Genomic DNA, 13,584 nt, shown 5'->3' on the forward strand with positions numbered 1-13,584 from the left:
CCGGGATCAGTGGTCCTGGCTCTGCGGGGGCAGCGCTGCGATGAAGGGGTGGTCGCGCTCGATGAGACCGAGCTTGGACGCGCCGCCGGGCGACCCCAGTTCGTCGAAGAACTCCACGTTCGCCTTGTAGTAGTCCTTCCACTCCTCCGGGGTGTCGTCCTCGTAGAAGATCGCCTCGACGGGGCAGACCGGCTCACAGGCGCCGCAGTCGACGCATTCGTCCGGGTGGATGTACAAGGACCTGGAGCCCTCGTAGATACAGTCGACCGGGCACTCTTCGATGCACGCCTTGTCCTTCAGGTCGACACAAGGCTGCGCGATGACGTAGGTCACGCTGTCGTTCCTCCTCGATAGGGCTCATCTCGCGCGGGAGCGCGGCGTCGTCGATGCCCGCACCTAGTATCTCCGTTCCTGAGCACGATCCGAACAGGAGGGGCACGCATGGCAGGGGATTTCTCTTCCGGAGCGCGGCTCGTGATCCGGATTACCCCGTCTGACGTGGGAAAACGCGTATCGGTACGGCAGGTTCTGGAGATCACCGACGGGCATCCTACGTTCACCGATACGGTCGGTGTTCTCGTATCGTGGGATGCGGGAGTGGTGTGCGTCACGCGGAGGTCCGGGGAAACGGTACGCATCGACGAATCGCTCCTCGTCGCGGGGAAGGTGGTGCCGCCCACCCCGCCGTCACGGAGAATGTCGCGTGTGACGTCCGCGTCCCCCGAGGAGCTTGAGGCGTTCGCCTCGCGCGCCTGGCCCGCCACCGAGACCGCGCCGCTGGGCCGGTGGACACTGCGCTCGGCCGTCGCGGGCGAGCGAGAAGCGGAGCAGGACAAGGGCGGCGGGCGGCGGGAGGGCTTCACCCGCCGCGCCAACTCCGTCCTGGTGGACGGCGATCCCGACCGCCCGCTGGACGCCGCGCTCGACCACGTCGTCGGCTGGTACGGGGCGCGGGGCACGACACCGTATCTCCAGGTGCCCGACACCTCGCCCTACGCGGCCGAGCTGGAGCGCCGCGGGTGGGTACGGGAGGCGGACACGCTGGTCAGGGTCGCGCCGCTGGCGCCGCTCACCCGGCTGCCGGGCGCGGACGCCGTCACGCTGTCCCGGACGCCCGACGCGGCGTGGCTGGCCGCCTACCACCGCACCGGCTCGCTCGCCGACGCGGCGCTGAAGGTGGTCTCCGGCGGGCCCTCGGTGTGGTTCGCGACCGCCCCCGGCGCCATCGGGCGGGCCGTGGTCGACGGGCCGTGGGTGCTGTTCGGCGCGGTCGAGGTGGCGCCCTCGCACCGCCGCAGGGGCCTGGCGACCGCCGTCATGGGCGCGCTCGCCCGGCGCGCCGCCGACGAGGGCGCGAGGAGCGCGTACCTCCAGGTGGAGGCCGACAACGAGGCGGCCCGCGCGCTCTACGACGGGCTCGGCTTCACCGACCACCACGGCTACCACTACCGGCGCCCCTCGGTATGAGCGCGGACGTACGGGAACGGTTCGCGGCGGCGGCGCGCGAGGAGCGCCCCGACCTGGCCGAGCTGTGCCTGCTGATCGGCGCGGAGGCCGACCCGGCGCTGGACGGCGTCGCGATCGACGCGGCCCAGATCGAGCTGGACCGGCTCGCCGGGATGCTCCCGTACGGCCTGACGACGCCGCTGGAGTGGGCGACCGCCCTGCACCGGCTGCTCGGGGCCCGGCTGGGCTTCCACGGCGAGCCCGGCGACTACCAGAAGCTCTCGTCGTCGCTGCTCCAGCAGGTGCTGCGGCGGCGGCGCGGGCTGCCGATCCTGCTGTCGGTGGTCTGGACGGAGGTCGCCCGCCGGGCCGGCGCGCCGGTGTACGGGGTCGCGCTGCCCGGCCACTACGTCGTCGGCTTCGGCGATCCGGCGGGCGGGTACGTCCTGGTCGACCCCTTCGAGGGCGGCCGGGTGCTGTCGGGGCCCGACGCGGAACTCCTGGTCGCGGGCGCGACCGGCGCCCCGCTGGCCCCCGGCATGCTCACGCCCGCCGATCCGCTGGACACCGTGCACCGCGTCCTGAACAACATCCGCGCCTGGGCGTCCGCCCGCCTCGAACAGGCCGCCGTCGAGCTGTGGACGATCGACCTCGCCCTGCTCCTCCCCCGCCACCCGGCCCGCCTGCGCTACGAGCGCGCCCAACTCCTCGTCCGCCTCGGCGACTTCACCGGCGGCGCCGCGGCCCTCGACGAGTACGCCGAACTGATCGGCGGTTTCGACCCGGAGACCGCGGAGAAGATCCGCCGCAAGGCCCGCGCGGCGCGGGCACTGCTGAACTGAGCCCCGGCGGACAGGCCCTAGAGCCAGCCCTTTTCGCGGGCGATACGGACCGCCTCCGCGCGGTTGCGCGCGCCCGTCTTCTGGATCGCGGTCGACAGGTAGTTGCGGACCGTGCCCTCCGACAGCAGCAGGCCGCGCGCGATGTCGGCGTTGACCGAACCATCGGCGGCGGCCCGCAGCACCTCCCGCTCGCGGGCCGTCAGCGGGTCGGCTCCGTCGGCGAGCGCCGCCGCGGCCAGCGTGGGGTCGATGACGCGCTCGCCGCGCAGCACCCGCCGTACGGCGTCGGCCAGTTGGGCCGCCGGAGCGTCCTTGACCAGGAACGCCTCCGCGCCCGATTCCATCGCTCTGCGCAGATAGCCGGGGCGGCCGAAGGTCGTGACGATCACGATTTTGACCTCCGGCAGCTCTTCGCGGAGGCGCGCCGCCGCCTCGATGCCGGTCAGGCCCGGCATCTCGATGTCCAGCAGCGCCACGTCCGGGCGGTGCGTCCTGGCCGCCGCCAGCACCTCGTCGCCGCGGGCCACCTGGGCGACGACCTCGAGGTCCTCTTCGAGGCCGAGGAGCGTCGCCAGTGCTTCTCGCACCATCGACTGATCCTCCGCGAGCAGCACCCGGACGCTTCTCCTCATCCCCCCACCCTAGGGCTCCGCCCTACGGTTCCCCGCCCGGTCGCCCGCCCCCCCTTCCAGGGCTCGCCCCCCAGACCGCTCCCTCACCAGGCCGGTGGGCCGATTCTTTCTGGGGGCGCGCCCCCGGGCGGTTCTTCCGCCAGGGCGGTGGGCCGATCATTTCAGGGGCGCGGCCCCGTGCGGTCCTTCCGCCAAGGCGGCTGGCCGATCTTTTGAGGGGCGCGGCCCCGAGGCGGTCCTTCTGCCAGGGCGGCTGGCCGATCTTTTTAGGGGCGCGGGGAACTGCGCGGCCAGCCCCCACCGGGCTGTCAGCCCGAAAACAACCGCATCTGCCCCGCTGGGGCCGGTTCTTCAGCCGCGCCACCGCGCGGGCTGAGCGCGCAGTTCCCCGCGCCCCTTCGGGGCCCGACCCGCCGTGCGAACACCGCGCCACCGTCGTGGCGGCCCGCGCAGTTCCCCGCGCCCCTAAAGACACGTGGCTGGCCCCCGGCAGAAGAACCGCCCCAGGGCGCGCGCCCTGAAAAGATCGGTCTACCGCCCAGGTTGAGAGGCCGCCCGGGGGCGGGGCCGCGGCGGGGTTAGCCGAGGGCTTCGGTGAAGCTGGCGGCGCCCATGGCAGAGGTGACGGTGGCACGGTATTTGGGGCAGGAGCCCAAAGCGGCAGCGTCAAGATCGGCGGCGGTGCGCGGCTTCTGATCGGGGTGCTGCTCGATCCAGTTGGCGAGGTCGATGGCGAAGAACGCCTTGGCGCCCGCGGGGGCGCCGGAGTCCTTGATGCGGGGCCCCTCCTTGGCGAGGAAGGCGCAGAAGGTCGGCCCGTCGACCGGATTGGCACCGCCGGAGCCACCGGAGGCGGAGGCTGAGGCAGAGGCTGAGGCGGACGGAGAGGCGGCAGAAGCACTGCCGGTGGCCTTGCCCGACCCCGTGGCGGACGGCCTGGAACCCCCCGAGCCCCCGCCGCAGGCGGCCAGCAGGAGCGCTCCGGCCACCGCGACCCCGGCCGCCGGCACCGTATGTCTGATCACACGTCTCGTAGCGGAACGCGTCACGTCGACTCCCCCCAGGAAGGCGCCACGGCGGCGCCCGGTGGCCGGACCGTACCGAGCGCGGAGGCCCGGCGTCCCACCCCCGGCACGGATGGTTACAGCGTGAGGACCCGGCGGTGACAGCCGGACCCGGACGCGGACCGCCGTATGACATCTGTCATGGGGAAGACACGACTCGCGGCACTGCACGGGCGAGGGGCGGGCGGGCGAAGCTTGGTGGCATGAGCGCGATGGGGATGACGACCGCGAACGGGCCGGGGGCCGCCGTCAAGGGCGAGCCCGTGGTCGCCTTCAGCGATGTGAACAAGAGCTTCGGGCCGGTGCGGGCCGTCGCGGAGCTGAGCCTGACGCTGCACCCGGGCGAGACGGTGGCCCTGCTGGGCCCGAACGGCGCGGGGAAGTCGACCGCGCTCGACCTGATGCTGGGGCTGCGGAACGCGGACAGCGGGAGCGTGCGGCTGTTCGGCACGACCCCGGCGCAGGCCATCGCGGCGGGCCGGGTGGGCGCGATGCTCCAGAGCGGCGGCCTGATGGAGGACGTGACCGTACGGGAGCTGGTGAGCCTGGCGTGCGACCTGCACCCGAAGGCGTACCCGGTGGACGAGGTGCTGGCCGGCGCGGACATCGCCGACATCGCCGACCGCAAGGTCAACAAGCTCTCCGGCGGTCAGGAGCAGCGCGTACGGTTCGCGCTCGCGACGGCCGGGGCGAACGACCTGATCGTGCTGGACGAGCCGACGGTCGGCATGGACGTCAGCGCGCGGCAGGCGTTCTGGGCCACGATGCGCGGCCAGGTGGAGCAGGGCAGGACCGTGCTGTTCGCCACCCACTACCTGGAGGAGGCGGACGCCATCGCGGACCGCGTCCTGGTGCTGCACCGGGGGCGGCTGATCGCCGACGGGACGGCCGCGGAGATCAAGGCGCGGGCGGGCGCCCGCCGGATCACCTTCGACCTGGACGGCACGCCGGACGAGCGGGCGCTCGGCGCGCTGCCGCACATCGTCGGCCTCGACATCACCGGCCCGACCGTCCGCATCCGCTCCGACGACGCGGACGCCACGACGCACGCCGTGTACGCGCTCGGCCTGTACCCGCGCAATCTGGAGGTCTCGGGCCTCGGCCTGGAGCAGGCCTTCCTCGCCATCACCGACGCAGCGTCCGCCGAGGAGGCGGAGAACCGATGAAGACCCTGGTCAGACTGGAGATCGTCCGCACCCTGCGGAACCGCAAGTTCATGTTCTTCTCGGTGCTCTACCCGGGCCTGCTCTTCCTGATCATCACGGCGGGCGCCGACAGGACGAAGAAGATCGACGGCCTGAATCTCACGCTGGTCGCGTACTACATGGTCGCGATGGCGGCGTTCGGCGCGATGACGGCGGTGCTGATGGGCAACGCCGAGCGGATCGCGCGGGAGCGCGAGAAGGGCTGGGTGCGGCAGTTGCGGCTGACCGCGCTGCCCGGCCGCGGCTACGTCACCGCGAAGATCGCCTCCGCCGCGACCGTCAGCCTGCCGTCGATCCTGATCGTGCTGATCCTCGGCGCGACCGTGAAGAACGTCCGGCTCGACGCCTGGCAGTGGATCGCGATCCTGGGCGCGACCTGGGCGGGCAGCATGGTCTTCGCGGCGCTCGGCGTCGCCATCGGATACGTGGCCACGGCCGACGTCGCCCGGCCGGTCTCGATGCTCGCCTACTTCGTCCTGGCGATGCTCGGCGGTCTGTGGGTGCCGATCACCACCTTCCCGCACTGGCTCCGGACGACGGCCGACTACCTGCCGGGACGGCCGTACGCGGCGCTCGGCCAGTCCATCGAGTTCGGCAACGCGCCGCACGCCCGTGACATCGCCGTCCTCGCCTTCTACCTGCTGCTCTTCGCGGGTACGGCCGCCTGGCTGTACCGCAAGGACACGCAGAAGGCGTGACGCGGATGGCGAAGGAGGAGCAGGCGCGGCGGGCACAGGCATGGGCGCGGGACCGGGCGGAGGAGCAGGCGCGGGCGCGGGACCGGCCCTGGCCGCCGTGGCGGCAGGCGGTGGAGGACGCGGACACCACCGCCATGGGCCGCGCCCCCGAGACCCGCGGCCAGGCGTTGGTCAAGCTGATGTGGATCGGCATCTGGCTGCTCTACCTCGGCTCCCCCGTCAGCGACCTGGCCGACGGCCACCACGGCGCCCTGGTCACCGTCGTCGCCGGCTGCGGCCTGCTCGTCTTCGTCGTCTCCTACCTCGCCGTCGTCTTCCTGCGCACCAACACCGCGTACATGCAGGAGCGTTGGGTGTACGGGGTGCTCGCCGCCCAGCTCGCGCTCGCTTTCACGCTGTCCGCGACGCTCGGCAAGGACTGGCTGGTGATGTTCGTCTACGTGGCCGTCGCCTGCGGGGCGTCGCTGCCGGGCACGCAGTCCCGGTGGGCGATTCCCGCGGTCACGGCGGCACTCGCCGGGGTCGGCGCCTGGGTCGACAGCAGCGGCGACCTCTACCCCGCGCTGGTCATCCCGGCCCTGCTCGGCGGCTTCGCGATGGTGGGCGTGCGGCAACTCGTCCGGACCATGCGGGAGTTGCGCGAGGCGCGGGAGACGGTGGCGCATCTGGCCGCCACCGAGGAGCGGTTGCGGCTCGCCCGTGACCTGCACGACCTGCTCGGGCACTCGCTGTCCCTGATCACGCTCAAGAGCGAACTGGCCGGGCGGATGCTGCCGGACCGGCCGCAGGACGCGGCGCGGCAGGTCGCCGACATCGAGAAGGTCAGCAGGCAGGCGCTGGTCGACGTACGGGAGGCGGTCAGCGGCTACCGCCGCCCGACGCTGGCCACCGAACTGGCCTCCGCGCGCTCCGCGTTGGCCTCCGCCGGAATCGCCGCGCGCGTCCACCAGCCGGACCGGCTGCCCGGTCTCGCCCCGGACGGCGAGGGCGCCCTGGCCTGGGCGCTGCGCGAGGCGGTGACCAATGTCGTCCGCCACAGCGGCGCCCTCACCTGCGTGATCGCCGTGAGCACCAGCGCGGACGGCGCCGCCGCCACCCTCACCGTCTCCGACGACGGCCGCGGCCCCGCTCCCCACCACACCCCCGGCAACGGCCTCAACGGCCTGACCGAGCGCCTCATCCTGGCCGGCGGCACCCTGCGCACCGCGCCCTCGGGCGACGGCGGCTTCCGCCTGACGGCGACGGTGCCGGTCGGCGCCGACGAGACGAGTCCGACCGGCGTCTGAGAACCCCTGGGGCCGTCTCAGCCCGCCACGTTCGGCAGGGTCACATCGCGCTTGGCGCCCGTCGCGTCCAGCGCGGGCAGCAGGGCGTCCGCGACGTCCTGCGGGGTGACGGCCCTGGTGGAGCCGTCCTTCGCCTTGAGCTTGACGGTGTCGAACGTGCCGCCGTACAGCCCCTTGAGGACCGCGAGGTCGATGTGCGGCTGAAGCTTGCCGTCCGCGTTCGGCACCATCGTCAGGAACTTCGGGATCGACTTCATCGGTCCGAACTTGATGGACTTCAGGCCCGCCCGGACGACGACGAAGTCGGACATGGCCCGCTTGCCGAACCCGTTGACGGCGGCGTCCAGTTCGGCCTGGGTGACCTTCGGCGGGGTGGTCGTGACCGGCAGCGCGACGGCCGGGTTGGAGCCGGTCTCGGCGCGCGTACGGTACGCGGCGGCGACCTTGGCCGCGGCGGCGTTCACGTCGAAGGACTGGCCGGACGTGCCCGCCACCGGGACGGCCTTGCCGTCGGCGAAGCGGACCATGCCGTCGGAGCCCGAACCGCTCTGGCCCGCCAGTGACTTGAGCGCGACCCGCAGTTTGTCCTCGTCGACGACTATGACCGGGTCGGCGACGCGGCTGCCGCCGAAGAGCGAGCCGACGACGGAGACCGGGTTGTAGTCGGAGTGCGCGACCCCCCGGACCGTCGCGTCGGTGTCGACCGACAGGCCCGCCACCGACGGCTTGAGGCTCAACTTGCGGTCGCCGATGGTCAGTTCGAGCGGTGCGGTCTTGCGGTCACCGAGCGCGGTGTCCAGCATCTTGACCGCGTCGCCCTTGTTCTGGTTGCCGATGTCGACGCCCACCACGGTGGTGCCCTTCGGCACGTCGCCGTGGGTCATCAGCAGTCCGGCGCCGTACGCGAGCACCGCGATGGTGCACACCCCGACGCCCAGCAGGGCCACCTTGGAGCGGCCCTTCTTCTTCGCGGGCGGACGCGGCGCGGCGGGCGCGGGCTGCGCCGCGCGCGGCTCGGCGACGACGGGGGCGGGCACGGGACCGGCGCCGGGGCCGCCCGGCACGGGCGCGGCGGGACCCGGCGCACGCGGCGTGCGCGCTCCCGGACCTCCGGGCTGCACGGCCGGAATACCGCTGACCAACGTGTCGTCCGACAGCCGTCCGCCCGGGGCGTCCGGCACGACGGGCGGCCGGAAGCCGCCGCTGGTGTCCTCGGGACCGAGCCCGTCGCCGGGAGGCGTCGGGGCGCGGAAGCCGCCACTGGTGTCCTCGGGGCCGGGTCCGTCGCCGGGCGTCGGCGGGCGGAAGGCGGAGGGGGCGGACCGGCCGCGCTGGTCGGCGGCGGGCGGCACCTGCATGTGGCCGGTGACCGGGCCGGTGGTCGGCCCCGCGGGCGGCTGGTACTCAGGGAAGGGGCTGTTGGGCCCGTCGGCGGGCGGCGCGTAGGGGGCCGCGGCGGCCTGGGCGCCGTACGGGGTGCTCAGCGGATCGGGACCCTGCCCCTGGCCCTGCCCTTGGCCCTGGCTCTGTCCCTGACCCTGGCCCTGGTCCTCGGGACGGCCGTACGGGTCGGGTCCGGGGAAGGTGCCCGCGGGCCGCGGCACTCCGGGCGGGAACGCGTCGATGCCGTACGGCGGCTCCGGCTGCGGCTCCGTACCGAATTCCGGGCCGAACTCCCCGGCGAAGAGCGACGGGACACCGGCGGCCGGGGTGTCGTGCGGGCCGCGCGCGGAAGGGTCGCCGCCCTGCGGGGTGCCGACCGGCGGCGGGAGGTACGGCGTGGACGCCGTACCGGGCGCGGCGGCCGACGACGGGTACGGGCTCGAACCGGTACGGGAGTCGGAGCCCGCACCGGAGCCCGCACCGGCACCGGCAGCAGGACCGGCGCCCGTACCGGAACCCGCGCCGGGGGCGGGAGCGGAGCCAGGACCCGGCTGCCCGGCCTGGGACTTGCGCGGCGCGAACCAGTCGCTGGTCTTCTCCGGCTGCGGCTCCGGCTCGCCCGACGCCTCGGCGGCGGCCGGTTCCGCGGCGGACGCGGGCTCGGGCGCGGGCGGCTCGGGCGCCGGGTTGTTCTCGTCGACCGGCTTGCGGACCACGACCGGCGGGATCGGGCGCGAACCGGGGATGTTGATCCGGATGCGCGTCGTCAGCGTCGTCTCGGTCTTCGGCTCGTCGGCCGGCGGCGGTTCGGGCGCGGCGGCCGGCTCGGGCGTACCGCCCGGTCGCGGACGCTCCTGCGGGTGCAGCGAAGGAAACGGGCGCGAGCCGTACGGCGGAGTGCCCGAGGGGTACGCGGCACCGCCGCGGCCCTGCGGCCCGGACGACGAACTGTCAGTTTCACGACTCAAAGCAGGCTCTCCCGGTTAGCTTCGCCACCCGTCACGGTTCTCCGCGGGCGGCTCGCCGGCGCGCACCACCATACCGACCGGCGTGTAACGACGACTCTGGTCCGGCGGAACGCTCGGTCTCAGCCAACCACGAGCCCGCCCCCGCCCGCCAAGTCAGGCGGTATTCGGCCCGGATGGGGGCAGTTGGGGCAGGGTGGCGCAGATCACGCCCGCCATGGCCCCGCCGAGCAGGTACACATACGGTCCGAGTCCGGCCGCGAACAGGAAGTCACCTTCGGGGCGGGTGGTGCTCAGCAGCATCACGCACACCAGCCAGACCCCGGCGGGCACGACCGCGCCGAGCCGGGTGCGGGTGAGCGTCACGCCGCCGTAGAAGACCGCCACGCAGCCCGCGAGGCCCAGCAGCAGCCCGCCGGGGAACCAGCCCGCCTGGACGAGCGCCCCGGCCGCCGCGACCAGCGCTCCGAGCACACCGAGGACGACGTACGCGACCACGCGCAGCGGCTGGCTCACCGCGCACCGCCGTCGGAGTCGGGACCGCCCTCGGCGGGGAAGAGGTCGTCGCCGCGGCCCTCGGTCAGGGCCTCGCCGCGCACCTGCCGGTAGTGCTCGGTGGCGAAGAACGGCTGGCCGAGGTCGTTGGAGAGCGCGAAGAAGGGGCCGTCCACGGCGATCTGGCTGGCGTGCGCGCGCATCGCGGCCGTCTTCTGCCCGGTGTAGTCGGCGCCGTCGACGGTGACGGTGACGAGGTCGTCGTCGACGACACCCGGCACGTCGTCCACGGAGGCGATCCCGCCGAAGGGGAAGTCCTTGCCCGCCGCCGCCAGCCGCGCGAAGCCCGCCTCGACGATCGAGCGCGGGGTGCAGATCTCGTAGACCCGCGCGATCCGGTGGCCCCGCTCGGCGGCCAGTTCGTAGCCGCGCAGCGCGACCCGGTGCGCCTGGATGTGGTCGGGGTGGCCGTAGCCGCCGTTGCTGTCGTACGTGACCAGCACCTGCGGGCGGGTGTCGAGGATCACCTCGGCCAGGTGTCCCGCCGCCTCGTCCAGGTCGGCCTGCCAGAAGCAGTCCTCGCGGTCGTTCTGGGAGACGCCCATCATCCCGGAGTCGCGGTAGCGGCCCGCGCCGCCGAGGAAGCGGTGGTCGGTGACGCCCAGCTCGGCCATCGCGGCCGCGAGTTCACCGATGCGGTACTCGCCGAGGGTGTCGTCGCGGTCGGCGGCCAGGTGCGCCAGCTCGGGCGGGATCACCTCGCCCTCTTCACCGAGGGTGCAGGTGACCAGGGTGACAAGGGCGCCCTCTGCCGCGTACTTGGCCATGGTCGCGCCGTTGTTGATCGTCTCGTCGTCCGGGTGGGCGTGGACGAGCAGCAGACGCCGCGCGGGAAGATCGGTCATGAGGGAAGCCTACGGCTCCCCGGCGTACCGCTCTTCCCCGCAGCTCACCGAGCCCGGCACGGGCCGCTCAGAACTTGATGTCCGAGATCATCCCCGCAACGTTGTTGGTGAGGTCTGTGATCTGTGGCGCCCAGGTTGAACTCGCCAGGTAGAAACCGAGCAACGTACAGGCGATCGCGTGCCCGGCTTTGAGCCCGGAACGGCGGATCAACAGGACGACGACGATCAGCAGCAGCAGCACCGCCGAAATCGAGAGTGCCACAGCGGCTCACCTCCCAGTACGCAGGGTCATGTCAGTTGCCACATGCTTATTACCCACCCACGGCTACTGATCATAACTTTCCGTGCCACCGCATATGTCGGGGCACGGAAGCACATGGGGGCGCATGACCAGATCCAGCCACCGGGCGCGGTCCTCGCGGTGGCGCTCCGGCGCAGGTGGGGAGGTACGGCGGCGGCCGGTCCCCGGGAAGAACGGCGAGTGTCGGACGTACGGCCTAGTGTCACGGATATGACGCAGCTCTCATTCCCCCGACAGCACGCCCGTACGCAGCGGTTCACCCTCGGCGCCCCGCGCTCCTTCACCGTGTCGCCCGACGGCGGCCGGGTGGTGTTCCTCAGATCCCGCGCCGGGGACGACCCGTCACATCTGCTGTGGGTCCGTGACCTGCGGGAAGAAGGGGCGGGCGAGGGCGCGGGCACGGAGTACGCGGCGGCCGACCCCGCGGCGCTGCTCGGCGGCGGCCAGGAGGAGCTGTCGGCGGCCGAGCGGGCGCGCAGGGAGCGCAGCCGGGAGGGCTCCGCGGGCGTCGTGGGCTACGCGGTGGACGACACGGTGTCGCTGGCCGCCTTCGCGCTCTCCGGGCGGCTGTTCACCGCCGGGCTGCTGCCGGGGGCCGCGGGGGCACGGGAGTTGACGGTGCCGGGTCCCGTGGTCGATCCGCGGCCCTCGCCGGACGGCCGGTGGGTGGCGTACGCCTCGGGCGGCGCGCTGCGGGTCGTGGCGGCCTCGGGCGCGGACGACAGGGCGCTGGCGGAGCCGGACGGCGAGTCGGTGTTCTGGGGGCTGGCGGAGTTCATCGCCGCCGAGGAGATGTCGCGCAGCCGCGGCTTCTGGTGGGCGCCGGACAGCTCCGCGGTGCTCGCCGCGCGGGTGGACGAGTCACCGGTCGGCCGCTGGTGGATCTCCGACCCGGCGCACCCCGAGCGCCCGCCGGCCGAGGTGGCCTACCCGGCCGCCGGTACGGACAACGCGGTGGTGACGCTCGCGCTGCTCGGCCTGGACGGCTCCCGGGTGGACGTGGAGTGGGACCGGGAGCGCTACCCGTACCTGGCGGCCGTCCACTGGTCGGCGGCCGGTCCGCCGGTCCTGCTGGTGCAGGCCCGCGACCAGCGCGAACAGCTCTACCTGAGCGTGGACATCGCGACCGGTACGACGCGGACGCTGCGCACGGAGGAAGATCGAATTTGGCTGGATCTCTTCCCCGGCGTCCCCGCCACCACGTCCGACGGCACCTTGGTGCGGATCGCCGACGAGGGCGACGTACGCGCGCTGATGGTCGGCGACCGGGCGCTGACCGGTCCCGAGTCGCATGTGCGGGCGGTGCTGGACGTCGGCGACGAGGACGTGCTGATCGCCGCGTCGGCGGGCGCCGCCGCCGCCGAGCCGGAGATCGGCGAGCTGCATGTGCTGCGGGTGAGCGAGCGGGGCGTGGAGCGCGTCTCGACCGAGCCCGGCGTGCACACCGCGACGCGCTCGGGGCGGGTGACGGTGCTGCACTCGGCGACGCCGGACCGTCCGGGGCGCACGGCGCGGGTGCTGCGCGACGGCGAGCAGATCGCGGAGATCGCCTCGTACGCGCAGACGCCGTCGCTGACCGCCAGGGCGCGGCTGACCGAGGCGGGCGAGGACCGCATCCCGGCCGCCGTCCTGCTGCCGAGCGGATACGCCGAGGGCGACGGGCCGTTGCCGGTGCTGCTCGACCCGTACGGCGGCCCGCACGGCCAGCGGGTGCAGGCGGCGCACAACGCGCATGTGGTCTCGCAGTGGTTCGCCGACCAGGGCTTCGCGGTGATCGTCGCGGACGGCCGCGGCACCCCGGGGCGCTCCCCCGGCTGGGAGAAGGCCATGGCGGACAAGCTGATCGAGGTGTCGCTGACCGACCAGATCGCCGCGCTGCACGCGCTGGCGGGGACGTATCCGCTGGATCTGGGCCGGGTGGCCATTCGCGGCTGGTCGTTCGGCGGCACGCTGGCCGCCGCGGCGGTGCTGCGCCGTCCGGACGTCTTCCACGCGGGTGTCTCGGGCGCGCCGTTGACCGACCAGTGGCTCTACGACACGCACTACACCGAGCGTTACCTGGGGCAGCCCGGCGAGCGGCCGGGCGTGTACGAGGCGAATTCGGTGGTCACGCGGGACGGCATCACCGAACTCGCCGAGCCCGCCAGGCCGTTGATGATCATCCACGGCCTGGCCGACGACAACGTGATGGTGGCCAACAGCCTGCGGCTGTCCACCGCCCTGCTCGCCGCGGGCCGCCCGCACGAGGTGCTGCCGCTGTCCGGCATCACGCACATGACGCCGCAGGAGCAGGTCGCGGAGAATCTGCTGCTGCTCCAAGTGGACTTCCTGAAGCGGTCCCTGGGCCCGGACAGGAGCTGAG

Annotated in this window: 13 protein-coding genes; 6 read left to right on the top strand and 7 right to left on the bottom strand. The window is 73.4% G+C overall.

Annotated elements, in window-relative coordinates; all coding sequences use genetic code 11:
• Positions 1–6: 6 nt before the first annotated feature.
• A complete protein-coding gene (gene fdxA / locus ACIQCJ_RS09105) occupies positions 7–333 on the bottom strand; it encodes a ferredoxin (RefSeq protein ID WP_355348214.1) in 327 nt (108 codons plus the stop codon).
• A gap of 372 nt (positions 334–705) precedes the next feature.
• Between fdxA and ACIQCJ_RS09110 the strand changes: the two genes are divergently transcribed.
• Both ACIQCJ_RS09110 and ACIQCJ_RS09115 read left to right on the top strand, forming a co-directional pair.
• Positions 706–1,467, top strand: coding sequence for a GNAT family N-acetyltransferase (locus ACIQCJ_RS09110; RefSeq protein ID WP_355348217.1), 762 nt, complete (start codon positions 706–708; stop codon positions 1,465–1,467).
• The gene (locus tag ACIQCJ_RS09115; protein WP_402711065.1) at positions 1,464–2,288 is read left to right on the top strand and encodes a tetratricopeptide repeat protein; all 825 of its coding nucleotides are present in this window, start codon (positions 1,464–1,466) and stop codon (positions 2,286–2,288) included. The genes ACIQCJ_RS09110 and ACIQCJ_RS09115 overlap by 4 nt, the downstream gene beginning before the upstream one ends.
• 17 nt (positions 2,289–2,305) lie before the next feature.
• Here the strand turns inward: ACIQCJ_RS09115 and ACIQCJ_RS09120 are convergent, their stop codons facing one another.
• Together ACIQCJ_RS09120 and ACIQCJ_RS09125 are read right to left on the bottom strand one after the other, a co-directional pair.
• Positions 2,306–2,920 (bottom strand): response regulator transcription factor, encoded by a 615-nt coding sequence (locus ACIQCJ_RS09120; RefSeq protein ID WP_355348223.1) that lies wholly within the window; start codon positions 2,918–2,920, stop codon positions 2,306–2,308.
• 578 nt (positions 2,921–3,498) lie between these two features.
• Positions 3,499–3,945 carry a hypothetical protein gene (locus tag ACIQCJ_RS09125; protein ID WP_402711066.1) on the bottom strand — a complete coding sequence of 149 codons (447 nt, stop codon included), beginning with the start codon at positions 3,943–3,945 and terminating at the stop codon, positions 3,499–3,501.
• Between the two features lie 251 nt (positions 3,946–4,196).
• Here ACIQCJ_RS09125 and ACIQCJ_RS09130 point away from each other — a divergent pair, with 251 nt between their 5' ends.
• From ACIQCJ_RS09130 to ACIQCJ_RS09140, 3 genes are all read left to right on the top strand, one after another.
• The gene (locus ACIQCJ_RS09130; protein WP_355348350.1) at positions 4,197–5,150 is read left to right on the top strand and encodes an ABC transporter ATP-binding protein; all 954 of its coding nucleotides are present in this window, start codon (positions 4,197–4,199) and stop codon (positions 5,148–5,150) included.
• Positions 5,147–5,887 (top strand): ABC transporter permease, encoded by a 741-nt coding sequence (locus ACIQCJ_RS09135; RefSeq protein ID WP_355348229.1) that lies wholly within the window; start codon positions 5,147–5,149, stop codon positions 5,885–5,887. The genes ACIQCJ_RS09130 and ACIQCJ_RS09135 overlap by 4 nt, the downstream gene beginning before the upstream one ends.
• A gap of 134 nt (positions 5,888–6,021) precedes the next feature.
• Entirely contained in the window at positions 6,022–7,173 is a 1,152-nt protein-coding gene (locus ACIQCJ_RS09140) for a histidine kinase (protein ID WP_391161742.1), read from the top strand.
• Between the two features lie 17 nt (positions 7,174–7,190).
• Here the strand turns inward: ACIQCJ_RS09140 and ACIQCJ_RS09145 are convergent, their stop codons facing one another.
• The 4 genes from ACIQCJ_RS09145 to ACIQCJ_RS09160 all read right to left on the bottom strand — a co-directional run bounded on the left by ACIQCJ_RS09145 (position 7,191) and on the right by ACIQCJ_RS09160 (position 11,183).
• The gene (locus ACIQCJ_RS09145) at positions 7,191–9,524 is read right to left on the bottom strand and encodes a hypothetical protein (RefSeq protein ID WP_402711067.1); all 2,334 of its coding nucleotides are present in this window, start codon (positions 9,522–9,524) and stop codon (positions 7,191–7,193) included.
• A gap of 153 nt (positions 9,525–9,677) precedes the next feature.
• Positions 9,678–10,037, bottom strand: a complete 360-nt coding sequence (locus ACIQCJ_RS09150; RefSeq protein WP_317453004.1) for a DUF6113 family protein — start codon at positions 10,035–10,037, stop codon at positions 9,678–9,680.
• Positions 10,034–10,921 carry an N-acetyl-1-D-myo-inositol-2-amino-2-deoxy-alpha-D-glucopyranoside deacetylase gene (gene mshB, locus ACIQCJ_RS09155; protein ID WP_391049289.1) on the bottom strand — a complete coding sequence of 296 codons (888 nt, stop codon included), beginning with the start codon at positions 10,919–10,921 and terminating at the stop codon, positions 10,034–10,036. Before mshB ends, ACIQCJ_RS09150 begins: the two co-directional genes overlap by 4 nt.
• A gap of 67 nt (positions 10,922–10,988) precedes the next feature.
• Positions 10,989–11,183, bottom strand: a complete 195-nt coding sequence (locus tag ACIQCJ_RS09160; RefSeq protein ID WP_355348242.1) for a hypothetical protein — start codon at positions 11,181–11,183, stop codon at positions 10,989–10,991.
• Positions 11,184–11,432: 249 nt separating this feature from the next.
• Between ACIQCJ_RS09160 and ACIQCJ_RS09165 the strand changes: the two genes are divergently transcribed.
• A complete protein-coding gene (locus ACIQCJ_RS09165) occupies positions 11,433–13,583 on the top strand; it encodes a prolyl oligopeptidase family serine peptidase (RefSeq protein ID WP_402711068.1) in 2,151 nt (716 codons plus the stop codon).
• The last annotated feature ends 1 nt before the right edge of the window (position 13,584 follow it).

Source organism: Streptomyces sp. NPDC093221 (assembly GCF_044753885.1).
In the GTDB taxonomy this organism is placed as follows: Bacteria; Actinomycetota; Actinomycetes; order Streptomycetales; family Streptomycetaceae; genus Actinacidiphila.

Coding starts and splice junctions, on each gene's coding strand:
- ACIQCJ_RS09140 (WP_391161742.1), top strand. CDS start 6,022: ATGGGCCGCGCCCCCGAGACCCGCGGCCAGGCGTTGGTCAAGCTGATG.
- ACIQCJ_RS09115 (WP_402711065.1), top strand. CDS start 1,464: ATGAGCGCGGACGTACGGGAACGGTTCGCGGCGGCGGCGCGCGAGGAG.
- mshB (WP_391049289.1), bottom strand. CDS start 10,921: ATGACCGATCTTCCCGCGCGGCGTCTGCTGCTCGTCCACGCCCACCCG.
- ACIQCJ_RS09130 (WP_355348350.1), top strand. CDS start 4,197: ATGGGGATGACGACCGCGAACGGGCCGGGGGCCGCCGTCAAGGGCGAG.
- ACIQCJ_RS09120 (WP_355348223.1), bottom strand. CDS start 2,920: ATGAGGAGAAGCGTCCGGGTGCTGCTCGCGGAGGATCAGTCGATGGTG.
- ACIQCJ_RS09165 (WP_402711068.1), top strand. CDS start 11,433: ATGACGCAGCTCTCATTCCCCCGACAGCACGCCCGTACGCAGCGGTTC.
- ACIQCJ_RS09135 (WP_355348229.1), top strand. CDS start 5,147: ATGAAGACCCTGGTCAGACTGGAGATCGTCCGCACCCTGCGGAACCGC.